Origin of the sequence: uncultured Holdemanella sp. (genome assembly GCF_934754935.1) — a bacterium.
In the GTDB taxonomy this organism is placed as follows: Bacteria; Bacillota_I; Bacilli_A; order Erysipelotrichales; family Erysipelotrichaceae; genus Holdemanella.
In genome coordinates this window covers 23,962-40,216 of record NZ_CAKVJB010000023.1, presented here as the reverse complement: position 1 = coordinate 40,216, position 16,255 = coordinate 23,962, and the positions used below count along the sequence as shown (strand labels likewise).

Annotated in this window: 16 protein-coding genes and 2 tRNA genes; 17 read left to right on the top strand and 1 reads right to left on the bottom strand. The window is 33.2% G+C overall.

Annotated elements, in window-relative coordinates:
• Positions 1-158 precede the first annotated feature (158 nt).
• Together purD and Q0E86_RS07380 are read left to right on the top strand one after the other, a co-directional pair.
• The gene (purD, locus tag Q0E86_RS07385; RefSeq protein ID WP_295755759.1) at positions 159-1,391 is read left to right on the top strand and encodes a phosphoribosylamine--glycine ligase; all 1,233 of its coding nucleotides are present in this window, start codon (positions 159-161) and stop codon (positions 1,389-1,391) included.
• Position 1,392: 1 nt separating this feature from the next.
• Complete coding sequence (locus Q0E86_RS07380) at positions 1,393-3,063, top strand: formate--tetrahydrofolate ligase (RefSeq protein ID WP_295755757.1); 1,671 nt, start codon at positions 1,393-1,395, stop codon at positions 3,061-3,063.
• 86 nt (positions 3,064-3,149) lie between these two features.
• Here Q0E86_RS07380 and Q0E86_RS07375 read toward each other — a convergent pair whose 3' ends face one another.
• Positions 3,150-3,941, bottom strand: coding sequence for a hypothetical protein (locus tag Q0E86_RS07375; protein WP_295755755.1), 792 nt, complete (start codon positions 3,939-3,941; stop codon positions 3,150-3,152).
• 380 nt (positions 3,942-4,321) lie between these two features.
• Between Q0E86_RS07375 and Q0E86_RS07370 the strand changes: the two genes are divergently transcribed.
• From Q0E86_RS07370 to Q0E86_RS07300, 15 genes are all read left to right on the top strand, one after another.
• Complete coding sequence (locus Q0E86_RS07370) at positions 4,322-5,329, top strand: hypothetical protein (RefSeq protein ID WP_118325584.1); 1,008 nt, start codon at positions 4,322-4,324, stop codon at positions 5,327-5,329.
• Positions 5,330-5,630: 301 nt separating this feature from the next.
• Positions 5,631-5,891 carry a hypothetical protein gene (locus tag Q0E86_RS07365; RefSeq protein WP_186999391.1) on the top strand — a complete coding sequence of 87 codons (261 nt, stop codon included), beginning with the start codon at positions 5,631-5,633 and terminating at the stop codon, positions 5,889-5,891.
• Positions 5,892-6,221: 330 nt separating this feature from the next.
• Positions 6,222-6,932, top strand: coding sequence for a LytTR family DNA-binding domain-containing protein (locus Q0E86_RS07360; RefSeq protein WP_295755752.1), 711 nt, complete (start codon positions 6,222-6,224; stop codon positions 6,930-6,932).
• 194 nt (positions 6,933-7,126) lie between these two features.
• The gene (locus Q0E86_RS07355) at positions 7,127-8,110 is read left to right on the top strand and encodes a hypothetical protein (RefSeq protein ID WP_295755750.1); all 984 of its coding nucleotides are present in this window, start codon (positions 7,127-7,129) and stop codon (positions 8,108-8,110) included.
• 79 nt (positions 8,111-8,189) lie between these two features.
• Entirely contained in the window at positions 8,190-9,434 is a 1,245-nt protein-coding gene (pepT, locus tag Q0E86_RS07350; protein WP_295755748.1) for a peptidase T, read from the top strand.
• Between the two features lie 56 nt (positions 9,435-9,490).
• Positions 9,491-9,576, top strand: a tRNA-Leu gene (locus tag Q0E86_RS07345).
• A 10-nt stretch (positions 9,577-9,586) separates the two neighbouring features.
• A tRNA-Thr gene (locus Q0E86_RS07340) sits at positions 9,587-9,662 on the top strand.
• A gap of 95 nt (positions 9,663-9,757) precedes the next feature.
• Complete coding sequence (locus Q0E86_RS07335; RefSeq protein ID WP_295755747.1) at positions 9,758-10,477, top strand: SIS domain-containing protein; 720 nt, start codon at positions 9,758-9,760, stop codon at positions 10,475-10,477.
• A gap of 20 nt (positions 10,478-10,497) precedes the next feature.
• The gene (locus tag Q0E86_RS07330; RefSeq protein WP_295755745.1) at positions 10,498-11,604 is read left to right on the top strand and encodes an AI-2E family transporter; all 1,107 of its coding nucleotides are present in this window, start codon (positions 10,498-10,500) and stop codon (positions 11,602-11,604) included.
• Positions 11,605-11,666: 62 nt separating this feature from the next.
• On the top strand, positions 11,667-13,046 hold the full coding sequence (purF, locus tag Q0E86_RS07325) for an amidophosphoribosyltransferase (protein ID WP_295755743.1): 1,380 nt from the start codon (positions 11,667-11,669) through the stop codon (positions 13,044-13,046).
• 1 nt (position 13,047) lies between these two features.
• Positions 13,048-13,932 carry a Cof-type HAD-IIB family hydrolase gene (locus Q0E86_RS07320; protein WP_295755742.1) on the top strand — a complete coding sequence of 295 codons (885 nt, stop codon included), beginning with the start codon at positions 13,048-13,050 and terminating at the stop codon, positions 13,930-13,932.
• A 28-nt stretch (positions 13,933-13,960) separates the two neighbouring features.
• A complete protein-coding gene (trxA, locus tag Q0E86_RS07315; protein ID WP_117926679.1) occupies positions 13,961-14,269 on the top strand; it encodes a thioredoxin in 309 nt (102 codons plus the stop codon).
• Positions 14,270-14,305: 36 nt separating this feature from the next.
• The gene (locus Q0E86_RS07310) at positions 14,306-14,716 is read left to right on the top strand and encodes a gamma-glutamylcyclotransferase family protein (RefSeq protein WP_295755741.1); all 411 of its coding nucleotides are present in this window, start codon (positions 14,306-14,308) and stop codon (positions 14,714-14,716) included.
• Between the two features lie 53 nt (positions 14,717-14,769).
• Positions 14,770-15,354: a hypothetical protein gene (locus tag Q0E86_RS07305; RefSeq protein WP_288518609.1), complete on the top strand. Its 585-nt coding sequence runs from the start codon at positions 14,770-14,772 to the stop codon at positions 15,352-15,354.
• Positions 15,344-16,243 carry a ketopantoate reductase family protein gene (locus Q0E86_RS07300; protein WP_295755739.1) on the top strand — a complete coding sequence of 300 codons (900 nt, stop codon included), beginning with the start codon at positions 15,344-15,346 and terminating at the stop codon, positions 16,241-16,243. Before Q0E86_RS07305 ends, Q0E86_RS07300 begins: the two co-directional genes overlap by 11 nt.
• The last annotated feature ends 12 nt before the right edge of the window (positions 16,244-16,255 follow it).

Sequence of the window (16,255 nt, the reverse complement as noted above, 5' to 3'; positions counted from 1 at the left end):
GTAGAGCCGTATACGTGACCCGTACGTACGGTTCAACGGGAGGGGCAATAATCTTTGTATTATTCCTCTACCCTATTTAAAAAATTTGTGAATAAAGACCCATAATGGTCTTTTTTCTGTTATGATTGAAAGGTAAAGAAAAAGGAGATTAAAACGCAATGAAAATACTAGTTATCGGTAAGGGCGGACGTGAACACGCACTTGCGTATGCATGTAAACGTTCAGCTTTATGTGATGAGTTGATTTGTGCACCAGGCAATCCTGGAATGGCAAAAATTGGAGAATGTGTCGATGTAAAAGACAATGATGTAGATGGTCTTGTTGCTTTGGCAAAAGAAAGAAAAGTAGATTTAACCATCGTAGGTCCTGAGGCAACTTTAGCTCTAGGTGTTGTAGATGCGTTTAAAAAGGAAGGCCTAAAGATTTTTGGACCTGATAAAAAAGCGACTCAAGTCGAATCAAGTAAGGATTTTGCCAAGAAAATCATGGCAAAATATAATATTCCAACGGCAGCTTATAAAACATTCTATGATTTAGAATCTGCATGGGCATATGTACAAGAACAAGGTGCTCCTATCGTTATTAAGGAAGATGGTTTAAAAGCTGGAAAAGGTGTTACGGTAGCTTCTACATTAGAACAGGCTAAGGAAGCTTTGGACATTGCTTTTGCGATTGAAAATAATTCGGTTGTGATTGAAGAATGTTTATTTGGATTTGAGTTTTCTTTGATTTGTTTAGTACACAACGAAACAGTAGTACCTTTAGAAGTAGCTCAAGATCACAAGTGTGTATTTGATGGAGATAAAGGTCCGAATACAGGTGGTATGGGATCGTATAGTCCAGTTAAAAAGATTACTTCTGAAATCATTGATGAGGCTATGAATGAAATTATGAAGCCAATGGCAAGTGCCATGGTTAAAGAAGGTGTTCCATTCACTGGCTTCTTATATGGTGGATTGATGTTGACAGAAAAAGGCATCAAAACCATTGAATTTAATGCGCGCTTTGGAGATCCAGAAGCCGAAGTTATTTTGCCTCGTTTAGAAAGTGATTTTGTACAAGCTATTTTAGATTTAATGGACAATAAACCAGTTGAATTAAAATGGACAGATAAAGTCAGTCATGGTGTTGTTTTAGCAAGCACAAATTATCCTGCAAGCTCTACAAAAGGATCTTTGATTACAGGTGTAGATGATGTGGATGGATTGGTTTTCCACATGGGAACAAAAATGACAGATGAAGGATTAGTCACAGATGGTGGACGTGTTTTAATGGTTGTTTCATTAGAAGATACGCTACAAGCTGCATTTGATCATACATATGCAGAATTAGAAAAGGTTCACTGTAAAGATTTATTTCATAGAAACGATATTGGAAAGAAGGATATGTAAAATGGCTAAAACAGATTTAGAAATTGCACAAGAATGTGTCATGGAACCGATTGAAAAGGTTGCCGCAAAAATTGGGATTCCTGCTGATAGCTTGGAACATTATGGAAAATATAAAGCTAAATTGTCTTTTGATTATTTAAAATCTATTGAAAATAATCCTCATGGAAAATTAGTATTAGTTACAGCTATTAATCCGACTAAAGCTGGAGAAGGAAAGAGTACGACAACGGTTGGTTTGGGAGATGCCTTAAATCGTTTAGGTAAGAAAACGATGATGGCTTTACGTGAACCAAGTTTAGGTCCAGTATTTGGATTAAAAGGTGGAGCTACTGGTGGTGGCTATGCCCAAGTTGTACCAATGGAAGATATCAACCTTCACTTTACGGGAGATATGCATGCGATTACGACAGCCAATAACTTGGTAAGTGCATGTTTAGATAATGTGATTCATCAGGGAAATGAATTGAATATTGATCCTGAAAAAGTAACTTTCAAACGTTGTTTAGATATGAATGATCGTACTTTGCGTAATATCACAATTGGTTGTGGTGCTAAAGCCAATGGTGTAGAACGTAAAGATGGATTCAATATTACAGTTGCGAGTGAAATCATGGCTGCTTTATGTTTAGCGGATGATTTAATGGATCTTAAAGAAAGATTTGGAAAAATGCTTGTGGCATATACTTATGATGATAAGCCAGTATATGTACATGATTTAGGTATTGAAGGTGCTTTGGCTATGGTTATGAAAGATGCCGTATTGCCTAATGTGGTTCAAACACTTGAACACAATCCAGTGTTGATTCATGGTGGTCCATTTGCGAATATTGCGCATGGATGTAACTCTGTCATTGCCACAAAGGCATGTCTAGAACTTGCGGATTATACAGTTACAGAAGCTGGATTTGGTGCCGATCTAGGTGCTGAAAAATTCTTGGATATCAAGTGTCGATTGGCGAATCTTCAACCAAATGCGGTTGTGATCGTTGCGACAATTCGTGCCTTAAAACAACATGGTGGAATTGCTCTAGAAGATCTAAAAGAAGAAAATGTAGAAGCAATGCTTGCGGGATGTGAAAACTTAGCTAAACACATTGATACAGTGCAACAATTTGGCTTACCATACATTGTTGCGATCAATGAATTTGCGACAGATACACCGGCTGAAGTGGCTGCATTAGAAAAATGGTGTGAAGATAATAACCATCCAATGTCATTATCTCAAGTATGGGCAAAAGGTGGAGAAGGCGCTATTGATTTGGCGAACAAAGTAGTTGCGTTATGTGATCAAGAAAATAACTATGCTCCTTTATATGATTTAGATAAGTCAATTGAAGAAAAAGTAGAAACCATTGCCAAGAAAGTATATGGTGCCGATGGTGTTGATTTTACAGAAGAAGCTCAAGCACAAATTTCGAAGTTCAATGAATTAGGATGGGATAAATTACCAATCTGTATGGCTAAGACACAAATGTCATTATCAGATGATGGTAAAGTAATGGGGCGTCCTACAGGATTTAGAATTACAGTTCGTGAATTACGCCCAAGCTTAGGTGCAGGCTTCATTGTTGCCTTAACAGGTAAAGTATTGACAATGCCAGGACTTCCAAAACATCCAAGTGCATTAGATATGGATGTGGATGAAAATGGTAAGATCGTAGGATTATTCTAATGTCAAAGGCTGGATGAAAATTCCAGTCTTTTTTTCTTTGTATTAAAAAAGCTCAGACAACTAAATGTTGTTTGAGCAATTTAAATTTATTGTCTTCGAATATCTACATCAAGAGTTTTATTTGTCGCGTCATAATGTATATTGACTGATATATTATCACTGTTAACGCCTAAAAATGTTTCTTCTGGAGAATTTGGATCAATGGAATCAAAACCATTCTCCTTCATTGTCTTTATATAGTTTGAATACTCATTTTCTTCTATTTCATAATAATGAATAGCATATTTATTCTTTTTGTTGAAAACCGTTCTTGAAATAGAATCTGTTTTTGGCAATAATTCGTTTAATTCACTTACTGGAGGAGAAAGATTTTTCTTTTCTTCTTTAGCATCTTCTTGGATCAAACGATTGTATTCTTTTTCTTTTACCTCTTTTATTGTCATAGATTCATAGTCTGGATTATTGGCCAAGTCTTTTTCGTTACCATTTTCATCAATGACTGTAGATGCGTTTGTGAAGCCACCTTTTTTATTATAGAAAACCTCATCTGAATCATTGAATCCTTCAAATTCTTCAGTTAGATAGTTATCCACATCAGTAGCCAGTAAAGCATAATATTTTGCTTTTTTAGCCTGAATGGCACCTGAATCTTGATCGCTGTCATAATATTTTCCATCTACTTCTTTTGTTCCATGAATATATTCTCCATTTGGTAAACGAATAATTGAATCTGAATCACTATAGGAAGAGAATGATTCATAAGCTACATTATCCTTTAGAATATGCTCCTTAATATTATTTGTGTTTGTGATGGTAGGTGTAGAAGAGCATCCAGTCATTAAAAGTAAACTTGTGATTGCGATTGCTAATTTTTTCATAGTTATGTCCTGCCTTTCTAATTTAAGTATACTATATTATTTTAGTTATTGACTAGATATGAATGAAAGGACATAAAAATGAATAAGAGGATAGTTTTTAAATTACAATGTCTTTTTCTAATGTTAAACTTCATATTTGATTAGTTGAATGTCTTCTAGTTTTTTAATACCTAATCTATTGTATTTTTCTGAGAATAAACGTATAATCAATGTCTTTTATTAACGTGTTATTCAAAAAAATGACCTTTTGTTCATCAAGAATAAAATTTTTATAAAATGACTATATAATATATAATATAAATAATCCATACATTAAGACTGTGGATAAAAGATGTGTGCAAGGATGTGTGCAAGGATGTGTGCAAGGATGTGTGCAAGACATGAGGAAAATATCAAGAAATAAGAAAAATAAAATGACAATTATATTAATAATAGTAGTGATAGGTATTGTATTTTCTTTGTTTGTATTATATTTGATAAATGGAATAAAAAATCAAGTACCGGAAGATTTTTGGAATGTAACAGCACAGGCTTTGGATTATAAGAATTATCAAGAAGGAAAATGGAAAATATCCGTAGAGGAAAATGTAAAAGATCATCCTAGAATATTTATTCAAAATATAGAAGAAAATGCCACCGTTTCTTATGGTTTTCAAGAAGATGGAATCACATACATCTATGATCTGCAGACAATCGAAGATGATCAAACCATTAATAATGAAAAACTAACGATTCAATCGACGGATACAGAGTATAAGAAGTATTCTATGGATTATATGAATGTTATCTATCATGGACCTTTATATTTTGACACAATCACAGCTTCAGGAGATATAACAGTTCAAAATGACGGTTCACTTCTATTTGACGATACACCATTTTTAAAAGAAATGATGGAAAGAGAAAGAACTTTGATTCAAGAATTTGAAGAGAAGTTTGATTTAGATTATTCAAAGACGGATTTTGTAAATCTTCCTGAATTGTTCAAAGATGTACAGTTTGATGAAAATACAAACTACAATGAATCATTAGATGCAATACAGTATTTCAGTAATGCAGATATCAATGCCAAAGGATATCAAATTCAAACCTTTTTAGAATTAGATAAAAACGGGAATACAGGTATCCTTGGTACATATGTGGCTGAGCAAAAAATGTATGGATCGCAAGTGAATGTCACCCTTCAACCTAGAAGTATTGAGAATTGTTATGATTTGATTCCAGTTTATGATTATGATGCGGAATATACGGCATATATATCTGAAAACATGATTTATCTTTATCCAATCGATATTACAGATGAATCCTTGAATCAGGAAATGCAAAGCAACTGTCCAAATAGTGTAAACCAACTTAGTTCAGATACAAAACCAATAGAGATGTGGTAGAAAATAAAAAAAGAGAGGGGTTTAATATGATTAAAATAGAATATATTATGACAAAAAATATGGTAGAGAATGTATTAAAAAAAATGTTTCACTCTATACTTATAAAATATTATTAATTTTCATTTTAATATTTACTCCCATCACCATTTTTTGTTGTGGATTCTTTTGTGGAACCTTACATATCGAAGATATTCTTCTTGCCTTATTTATAGTTATATCAAGCTTATTAATTTGGACTCAAATTGTTTGTATCATTATAACAAAGAAAAGGGTAAAAAATACCTTTGAAAGAGTACGAATAATGTATGGAGATACAGATGAATTTCCAGAAGCAATTGTTTTTGAAGAAGACGAATGGCTAGTTGAGGGAGAAAAAAGAAGTTTAAATTTTAAATATGAAGATATGGTAAAATACTTTTTTCTTGATAATCAATTATGCATCGTCACAAAAGGAAATTGTCTAGTTAATTTTCCTATAGATCCAAATTCAGAACAAGCAAAACAAATAGAAAAGCTTTTAGTTCAGAAAGGTAACGCAAAAAAAATCAGGTGGTTTTTATAAAAATTTCTAACTTTTAAAATAAAGAATCACTTTGGTACATAGAATTTATAATTTATATGTTAAGAAGTCAGAGGATATTAAAAGGAATATCCTCTGACTTCTTCAAATATAACACGTATAATTAATATAAAAGAGTTTTAACCTTCCGAATATATAGTTTCTTTTGCTTTCCCATAGGGATTAAGAGATTTAACAAATATTAAAATTAAACATTTTCATGAATAATTCCGGTTAAATATGTTTAATATTATTTTTTCAGTTATATTTTTGTTGTTCTTTGAAGCAACTTTATGTACATTCATTCATTCATACAGATTAGGGGGAAGGGTTATGTTGAATGTATTGATTATTGATGATGATTTAAAAGATTCTAAAGATCTTGAAATGTTATGCATCCATTATTTTAATAAATGCAATATCGATCACAAGATCAGTATTGAATTAAAATTAAATGAGAATTTGGATATCTTTTCTAATGTAGACATATTATTTTTGGATGTAGAAATCGGAAATAGTAATGGAATTGAGTATTCTAAAAAGCTTAGAAAAGTTTATCCAGAATTAATGATCATCATTACTTCTAAATACTCGCAGTATTTGATCGATGGGTATTCTATTGATGCCAAACGATATTTTTTAAAACCAATTGATGAAAATATATTTAATGAAGAAATGGAGAACGTATTGGGTGCTACATTTCAAAAATATATGGGATTTTATGATTCCAAAATTGCACCATATAAAATTCACTATGATAAGATTCTCTATGTTGAATTTTTAAATCGTGCAACTGTACTTCACTTTTTAAATGGAGCCCAAATAAAAACCAGTTATCCTTTGAAATATTGGGTTGAAAAATTAACAGAATATGGTTTTGCGCAACCTTATAAGTGTTATGTGGTAAATCTTAAACATATTTCTGGCATTAGTAAAGATGAAAGAGATCTTTTCTTAACTAACAATGAGAAAATTCCTTTGTCAAAATTTTATAAAAAGACCTTTGTTGACAATTATTATAGATCTTTATTTAAATCATTATGATGTTAATATCAGTATCTTTAAATTTATTGTTCTTAACACTTTTTATCAGGTCTTTTAGTGAATTTAAAAACAATAAATTTGTCTTGCCAGCATATATTACAGTCGTTTTAATTCAGTGGTATTTAAATCAGAATGGAATGACATTTTATGGCCGATGGATTATTCTACTTTTGAATCTATGTTACATTATGTTTATGTACAAAGGTAAAATATCAAAAAAATTGATTTACTTTATTTTTGTCTATTTTATTTTCGCAATATCAGAATTAGTGTCGATTCTACTTTTAGAGATTTTTAATGTTGTTAGTGCACCAATAGATGTACATTCATCTACATATTTAATTGTGATTTTAACAACACAGATTATTTCGTATACAATAGGATTTACATTATCAAAATTCTATCATGATAAGAATACAATTAAGTTTACATACATTGTGTTGATTCCGATTATTTTCCTTTTAGGGATTGCTTTGTGCTACAAAGATTATCGTGAAATCCTACAGAAGAATCAAATATTCTTGAATGTTTTCTTCTTTTTAACAATTCTAATCTTCATTTCATTTTTAATTCAATATGGCTTTATTCACAATTTACAGATTAAAGAAGAACTGAAATTAGAAAAGATGGAGAATGAATTTAATGCTATAAAATTTGATATGTTGGATAGAAACTATAAATCAAATTTTAATTTCATGCATTCATTGCTGCATGAAATCACGACATTAAAAAATAGGATCGAAAAATCTGGAAATCAGGCAGAATATGCACAAAGTATAGATACAATAGAAAAAATTGTATTGGAAAACTTCAATCAGATATATTCAAATAATATAGCGATGTCTGTAGTTTTAAATGAGTGTAAAAGTAAATTAGAAAATAAACACATAAAACTTTCGATGAATCTTCCAACAGATATTTTTTCAAATATTAAATATGACGAACAAGTTAATTTGTATCTATGCTTATTTGATGTGATCTGTGAAAAAATTAAAGATAATAGTGTTCTTAGTATACAAGGTTGTTCAACTAAACTACAAGATGTGGTCAAAGTTGTTTTTGAAACACAAGAACAATGCGATGAGTTTGATCAATTGTTCAAAGATTTTTCATATTTTCAAATTTATTCATTTCAAGAAAATGGACATTTCAATGGACTTATTATGTATAAGAAGTAGAGTGCCTATATCCTCGTAGGTACTTTTTTCTTTTATTTCTATCCGAAAAAGAATAAAATATACAAAAAGGAGAATTCCTATGACAGAATTTTATGAACCAGTAAAAGAGAGATTGATGCGCTACGCAAGAATCAATACAGAATCCGATTCACATAGTACAAGTGTTCCTACTACATCTTGTCAACATGATTTAGCTAAGGTTATTTATGAAGAGCTTCAAGAAATTGGGGCTACCAATGTATATTATGATAAAGATACATGTGTGGTATATGGATCTTTAGAAGCCAATGTAAAAACGGGTAGAGCTATTGGTTTTGTGACACATATGGATACAGCTCCGGATGCGAGTGGTAAAGATGTAAAGCCTTGGGTGTTAGAGAATTATGATGGAAACGACATTGTTTTAAATGCTGAAAAAGATATTGTGATGTCACCTAGTGTATTTCCAAATCTGAAACAATATATTGGGCAGGATTTGATTTTAACCGATGGCACAACACTACTTGGAGGGGATGACAAGGCAAGTATTGCGGCTGTCATGACGTTGTTGGAGTATTTAGTAAAACATCCAGAAATCAAACATAATTTTATTTCTGTCGCATTTACACCAGATGAAGAAGTGAGTGGACTCGCAAAAGATTTGGATTTAGAACGCTTTAAATCACCCATCGCATATACGTTAGATGGAGATCATTTGGGCTATTACATGGATGAAACATTTAATGCGAGTCTTTCAACGATTGAAATTCATGGTATTTCAGTACATACAGCTACCGCTAAGGGCATTATGAAAAATGCGGTGGATATTGGAAATGCATTCTTAAATAAATTACCCGCATTAGAAAAACCACAATATACCCAAGGAAGAGAAGGCTTTTATCATGTGGTGAGTTTTAATGGGGATTGCGAATATGCCAAGATTGAAATCAATGTTCGTGATCATGACAGCTTGCAGTTTGATATTCGAAACAATACATTAAAGATGATTGTGGATATGTTGAATAAAGAATATGGCGAAGGTACTGTGAATATTACACAAAGAATTCAATACCGCAATCTAAAAGAAGTGATTGATCAAGTACCGTTTATGATTCCATATTTGAAACAAGCCATTGAAAGTGTGGGATTAACCCCTCAAACCGAACCATTTAGAGGTGGAACCGATGGTTCAGCCTTATCTCATAGAGGGCTTCCATGTCCTAACTTATCAGCGGGATATGAGAATGCGCATGGACGTTTTGAATATGTTCCCATTCAGTCGATGGAAAAGAATGTGGAAATCTTATTGAATCTAATTGATATATATGCGAAATGTGACTGTTAAAAAGGTCACATTTTTTGTTGCGTACTGTTTGAATTTTTAGTATAATACACTCAGTCGCAGAGATGGTGAAATGGCAGACACGCTGTCTTCAGGCGGCAGTGCGAGAGATCGCGTGAGGGTTCAAATCCCTTTCTCTGCACCACATAAATTATGCCGACTTAGCTCAATTGGTAGAGCAACTGACTTGTAATCAGTAGGTTGTGGGTTCAATTCCTATAGTCGGCACCACTTCAACAATATACAGCCTTGATGGCTGTTTTTTATTTATCTTCTTGTTGTATAATGAGGTTAAAGAAACATGCATATCAAGGAGAAATAATCATATGAAAGAAGTATTTGAAGTGGGTCTTGATATCGTTAAAAAGATACAGGAAACACAATCTGAAAAATTAGAACAAACAGGTCATTTAGTGGCTCAGGCATTTATGGAGGGGCATAAGTTTTTTGTGAGTGGAAGTGGACACTCTCATACAATGGCTGAAGAGATGTATGCGCGTGCAGGAGGCCTAGCTTTTGTGGTTCCTATTTTAACGAGTGAACTTACGATGACGGAGCATCCGACAAAGAGTTCACATATTGAAAGACTTAGTGGTTATGCCAAAATTTTAGTGGATTTATATGGTGTTAGTGCTGGTGATGTTGTTTTGATCGCATCCAATTCAGGGCGTAATGCCTATCCAATTGAACTTGCACTTGAAGCAAAAAGTCGTGGAGCACGTGTAGTTGCAGTTACGAGTATGAAACATACTACTGCTCAAGCTTCTCGGCATTCTTGTGGAAAGAATTTGTACCAAATTGCCGATATTGTCATTGATAATTGTGGAGAAGTTGGAGATTGTGCTTTATCCATTGAAGGATTGGATGCGAAGTTATGTCCAACATCGAGTATGGCCAATTCTTTCATTGCCCAATGTATTAATGTTGCGTGTGCCAAATATTTGATTGCACACAATGTAGAAGTACCGGTTTTCTCCTCTTTAAACTGTGATGGTACAGAAGAAAGAAATGACAAATTGTTTAAAAAGTATACGCGTATGTATTAGAATAAGAGGGTGAGGTGCTTATGAAGAAAAAAAGTTTATGGATATATGTATTTGGAATCACAATTATTATTATTGGATTGATTAAATTGGATACATTGATTTCAATGGTATCTATATTATGGAATGCATGTAGAGTTTTAGTGCTTGGAGCTATGATGGCATTTGTGATCAATCTAGTTATGGTCAAAATTGAAAAGCGTCTGGATTTTATGAAGAAAGGAAAGCGTGCAACGAGTTTACTTCTTTCTTTGATTTTAATCTTTCTTTTTGTGTATTTCTTAATTACACTCGTTGTTCCATCATTGAGTGAAGCAATTGGAGTGATTGTAGCTGTATTGCCAAAATATTTTGAGGATACACAGAAATTCCTTGTGAATCTATTTGAAAACAATCCACAGCTTGCGGATTCGATTAATAATTTAGATATTGATTGGAAGAATTTGATTCAATCTGCCATTAATGTTCTTTCATCCGGTGTTACCAATGTAGTGGGTACAACCTTTAATGTGGTTACCGTGATTGTGAATAGTGTATTTAATTTTGTGTTGATGTTTATTTTCGCAATCTATGTGTTATTGGAAAAAGAAAGATTCATTCAGTTATATCATCGCCTAACAAATCTATATTTGAATGAAACTGTAAAGCATAGAATCGATAAGTGTTTGCGAATTATTAATCAGACTTTTAGTGCTTTTATTGGTGGACAATGTATTGAAGCAACTATTCTAGGAACACTATGTACATTAGGAATGATTATATTACGCATGCCATATCCGGCAATGATTGGAACACTAGTTGGAGTTATTAATATTATTCCGATGATTGGAGCTTATATTGGTGGGGCGATTGGTATGTTTATGGTGTTTACTGTAAGTCCAATTATGTCACTTTGGTTCTTGTTATATTTATGTATTCTTCAACAAATCGAAAGTAATGTGATCTATCCACATGTCGTTGGAAATTCAGTTGGACTTCCTGGAATCTATGTCATGATGACCGTTGTGATTTTTGGCTCTTTAGCGGGTATTCCAGGTATGTTTTTAGGAATTCCAACAATGGCAAGTATATATAAGATTGGTGTTTTATATCTAGATCGTAAAGAACGTTTAAAAGAAATGAATGGATGACGAAATAGTCGTCCATTTTTTCTTATTTGCATGATATAATGTTGTGGCAAAGGAGATCAGTTATGTTTGATGAAATTCATGAAGAGTGTGGTGTGTTTGGTGCGTATCGCGTAGATAATGCAGCAAGTATTACGTATTATGGTTTGCATTCCTTGCAACATAGAGGCCAGGAAGCAAGTGGGATTGCCGTTTCGGATGGTGAGAATATTACTTTACAAAAAGGTAAAGGCTTGACAGTAGATGTTTTCCAAAAAGACAAATTGGATTCTATGGTCGGAAGATTGGCTATTGGACATGTTCGTTATAGTACAGCTGGTGGTCAGGAAAATGAAAATATTCAGCCAATTGTATCCAAGGGACACAATGGAAGTTTGGCAATTGTTCATAATGGACAGATTGTAAATGAAAAAGAGCTTCGTATTGAACTTGAAAATGAAGGTGCAATTTTCCAAGGAACGAGTGATAGTGAAATTATTCTTCACTTGATTCAAAAAGAAAAGGGTACTTTAAAAGAACGTGTTATGAAAACTGCAAATCGTATTGAAGGTGCATTCTCTTTCTTAGTCATGAATGAGGATACTATTTATGCGGTTCGTGATCGTCATGGATTAAGACCTTTAAGTTATGCCAAAAGTAAAGATGGCTATGTGATTAGTAGTGAAACATGTGCTTTTGAAGTTATGGGAATCTATGAAAGTGTGGATTTAAAACCAGGAGAAATCGTTGAATTCCATAAGGGCATTGTAAAACATGAATTTTATTCAACAAATACAGATCATCACATGTGTGCCATGGAATATATTTATTTCGCAAGACCAGATAGTGTGGTAGAAGGTATTAACGTCCATGCTTTCCGTAAGGCAACAGGATCTATTTTGGCTAGAGAAGATAAAGATCTACATGCAGATATCGTTATTGGTGTACCAGACTCATCTTTATCGGCAGCCATTGGTTATGCAGAAGAGGCGGGCATTCCATTTGAAACGGGATTGGTAAAAAATAGATATGTAGGACGTACATTTATTCAGCCTACACAAGCCATGCGTGATCGTAGTGTTCGACTAAAATTAAGTCCGGTATCGAGTGTAGTTAAAGGAAAATCAATTGTGATGATTGATGATTCGATTGTACGTGGTACGACTTCAAGAAGAATTGTTCAATTATTAAAAGATGCAGGGGCTACCCAAGTACATGTTCGTATCGCAAGTCCTGTGATCACAAGTCCATGTTTCTATGGAGTAGATACTTCTACAAAGGATCAATTGATTGGTGCTCGTATGAATGTAGAAGAACTTCGTGAATATATTTGTGCGGATAGTTTACGTTTTATGACGGAAGAAGAAATGAAAGAAGCCACACATGGTGTTGGATTGTGTTTGGCATGCTTTAATGGAAAATATTGTACAAAATTGTTCTCATATCAAGAAGAATTGGATAAGTAATATGACTATAAAATGTTTGGCGTTTGATTTAGATGGAACTTTACTTTTAGATGATTCTAAAAGAATGGATCCTAGAACTGTAGATTCGATTCAAAGAGCAATGGCACAAGGCATGCACATTGTGATTGCGTCGGGTCGAGATAAAAATGGCTGTAAATTTGTATATGAACCATTGGAATTAGAGAATGGAAATCATTTTTTGGCATTAGTAAATGGACAAGTCGTATATGATTTTGAAAATAAAGAATATGATTTGGATGATGTTTTAACACCAGAAGATGGAATTAAAATACAGAAAGTATGTAAAAAATTTGGCGTTGAAGGAATTTTTCAATGTGGATATGACTTTTACAGCTACATATCTTCATTGAATCGTGTAAAGAAAAAAGTCAAGAATGCCATTTTGGGTGAGCCTGATGATTATGGTTTGAAGGATGGTAGAGAAAATCGTAATTTTATTGATTTGCCTTTTGAAGAAATTCGCTTAACACAAGATATCAATAAGGTGATTATGGTACATACACCGAAGTTCTTTGAAAAGAATTTTGAAGGAATCAAAGCAGCCCTTAGTGATTACGATGTATTATTGGTAGGGCCAGATTGGCTTGAAATTATGCCAAAACACGTAAGTAAGGCAAGTGCACTATGGAAGATTTGTGGCAGATTAGGTATTAGTATGAATGAGGTCATGGCTTTTGGAGATGCACAAAACGATTTGAAGATGCTTCAACAAGTAGGTATTGGTGTTGCGATGGGCAATGCGATGGATGAAGCTAAGTATGCGGCTACTGTAATTACAGATACAAATATGAATAATGGTATTGGGAAAGCAATCAATGCCTTGTTGGCGGGCAAAGAAATGGACTTACGAAAAGGCTTATTATAAAATAGAATCAGATAAGGAGGAACCTTGTATGAAAATTGTAAATACAGAAGAATTTAATGCATTAATGAATGAAGATGCAGTTTTAGTCGATTTCTTCGCAACTTGGTGTGGACCATGTAAAATGTTGACACCTGTGCTTGAATCAGTCGCAAATAAATTAGATGGAAAAGTAAAGATCGTAAAGGTGGATGTGGATGAAAGTCCAGATCTAGCTCAAAGATTTGGGATTATGTCTGTTCCAACAATGATTCTATTCAAAAAAGGACAACAAGCTGCAGCCTTCTCAGGATATATGCCTGAGGCAATGTTGATGCAAAATATTGAAAGTAAATTATAGGATGATTCGTCATCCTATTTTCTTTAGGGGGAAAATATGTATTATATTGCGTATGGAAGTAATTTAAACAAAGAAGAGATGAAGAGTCGTTGTAAAGATGCAAAGTTTGTATCTTTGGCAAGACTTGAAGACTATACACTAACCTATCGTGGAAATCCTGGACGCGCTTATTTAACGGTGGATAAGAAAAAAGGAGATTTTGTACGAGTAGCTGTATGGGATGTGAGTGAAAATGATAAGAAGAGTTTAGATGAATATGAAGATTATCCGTATTTGTATGATTGTTTTGAAGAAAAGGTGTTGTTAGAAAACAATGAAACAATGACTGGCTTTATCTACCAAATGTATAGTCGTTTTCCAATATGTAAACCTAGTGATTCGTATATGGAACGTTGTAAACAAGGCTATCGTGATATGGGTTGGGATGCTTCAATTTTAGATTTTTAATGAATTTTAAAGCTTGATGTGGCATAATAAAAGGAAAATAAGGGGACTTTGAAATGAAAAATTGGAGATACTTAATTTTAAGTTTAGTTTTATCCTTGTTCATTCATTACTACGTCACAGCTGTTTTAATGGAAGTTTTTGGCATGGGATGGTATCCAATTCAAGCTGTCGTATGGTGCATTGAATTGGTCGTTATATATGATGCGTTGATGTTTTTTACAAAAAACTGGAATGTAAAACATCGAGCCATGTTTTTCTTTGTATATTATTTGTTTTTAATAATTGCCCTATTGATTCGATATGATCAAGGCATTAGTATTATTCAATTGAATCCTTTCGCATGCCTTAGAGAAATCTATTATGGTTCTTGGACAGAGTGGATCGTATTCGCATTTAATATTGGATACTTTATGTTTATGCCATGGGTGAATGGTCTATTTATTTCATCAAACAAGGAAAACTTTATTGTTTCGGTATTCATTGGCTTTCTATGTGAATTTATGCAGCTAATCTTTCATAGAGGCGTATTTGATTTAGGGGATATTTCTCTATATGTAGTTGGAATCTTGTTGGGGATTTATGTAAAAGAAAAATACCATGGTCATTTAAAAGAAAAGAGTGAAGTACATGACAATTAAATCGGTTGCGATATTCGGTGCTGGAGCAGTAGGTTCCTATTGTATTTATGGTTTATCAAAATGCGATATACAATTGAGTGTAGTCGCAAAAGATGAGAGGTACGAAAGATTAAAAAAGAATGGTTGTTTAATCAATAATGTGATTTATCATCCGAAAGTATTAACACCTAAAGAAGCACATGGTGTAGATCTTCTTATTGTATGTTTAAAATACAATGCTCTACCAGATGCTTTAGAAGATATTCAACAAATCGTGGATGAACATACATTAGTCATGTCTTTAATGAATGGTGTGGATAGTGAACAAATTATTGGAAATCAAGTTGGTATGCAGCATATGGTATATTCATTAGTTAAAGTAGCCAGTCACAAAGAAGGTGATGGATATGTGTTTGATCCAGAAACAACGATTGGAATCGTGCTTGAGGAAAATAAGGAAATTGATGAATTGTTTAGTCAAAGTAATCTACATTATCGAGCAACTTCATATATTCAGGAAGAAATGTGGAGCAAGTTTCGCTTAAATGTAACGAAAAACTTACCCCAAGCTATTCTTGGAGCTGGAGTTGGATGCTACTCGGATAGTGATCATGTGAAAGCTATACAGTCTGGATTAAAGGATGAATTGGAAGCCATTGCCAAAGCTAAAGGTATAGATATGTCAAAGGCTGATTCGAGTGCTACTCGTGGTAGTGCAGTGCCTAAAACAGCCAGGTATTCTACTCTACAGGATTTGGATGCCAAAAGACATACAGAAATTGATATGTTTTCGGGGGCGATAATGAAGATGGGAAAAGAATTAAATATTCCTACACCTTATAATGAATTTGTATATCATATCATCAAGGCTATGGAAGAAAAGAATGATGGCTTGTTTGAATATAAATAAAGAGAAGTGAAT

Excerpts from the sequence above, each read along its gene's own strand:
- purF (WP_295755743.1), top strand. The coding sequence starts at position 11,667 with ATGTTTGATGAAATTCATGAAGAGTGTGGTGTGTTTGGTGCGTATCGC.
- Q0E86_RS07335 (WP_295755747.1), top strand. The coding sequence starts at position 9,758 with ATGAAAGAAGTATTTGAAGTGGGTCTTGATATCGTTAAAAAGATACAG.
- Q0E86_RS07370 (WP_118325584.1), top strand. The coding sequence starts at position 4,322 with ATGAGGAAAATATCAAGAAATAAGAAAAATAAAATGACAATTATATTA.
- Q0E86_RS07330 (WP_295755745.1), top strand. The coding sequence starts at position 10,498 with ATGAAGAAAAAAAGTTTATGGATATATGTATTTGGAATCACAATTATT.
- Q0E86_RS07305 (WP_288518609.1), top strand. The coding sequence starts at position 14,770 with ATGAAAAATTGGAGATACTTAATTTTAAGTTTAGTTTTATCCTTGTTC.
- Q0E86_RS07365 (WP_186999391.1), top strand. The coding sequence starts at position 5,631 with ATGTATGGAGATACAGATGAATTTCCAGAAGCAATTGTTTTTGAAGAA.
- Q0E86_RS07310 (WP_295755741.1), top strand. The coding sequence starts at position 14,306 with ATGTATTATATTGCGTATGGAAGTAATTTAAACAAAGAAGAGATGAAG.
- Q0E86_RS07320 (WP_295755742.1), top strand. The coding sequence starts at position 13,048 with ATGACTATAAAATGTTTGGCGTTTGATTTAGATGGAACTTTACTTTTA.
- Q0E86_RS07375 (WP_295755755.1), bottom strand. The coding sequence starts at position 3,941 with ATGAAAAAATTAGCAATCGCAATCACAAGTTTACTTTTAATGACTGGA.
- Q0E86_RS07300 (WP_295755739.1), top strand. The coding sequence starts at position 15,344 with ATGACAATTAAATCGGTTGCGATATTCGGTGCTGGAGCAGTAGGTTCC.
- pepT (WP_295755748.1), top strand. The coding sequence starts at position 8,190 with ATGACAGAATTTTATGAACCAGTAAAAGAGAGATTGATGCGCTACGCA.
- purD (WP_295755759.1), top strand. The coding sequence starts at position 159 with ATGAAAATACTAGTTATCGGTAAGGGCGGACGTGAACACGCACTTGCG.
- Q0E86_RS07380 (WP_295755757.1), top strand. The coding sequence starts at position 1,393 with ATGGCTAAAACAGATTTAGAAATTGCACAAGAATGTGTCATGGAACCG.
- trxA (WP_117926679.1), top strand. The coding sequence starts at position 13,961 with ATGAAAATTGTAAATACAGAAGAATTTAATGCATTAATGAATGAAGAT.
- Q0E86_RS07355 (WP_295755750.1), top strand. The coding sequence starts at position 7,127 with ATGTACAAAGGTAAAATATCAAAAAAATTGATTTACTTTATTTTTGTC.
- Q0E86_RS07360 (WP_295755752.1), top strand. The coding sequence starts at position 6,222 with ATGTTGAATGTATTGATTATTGATGATGATTTAAAAGATTCTAAAGAT.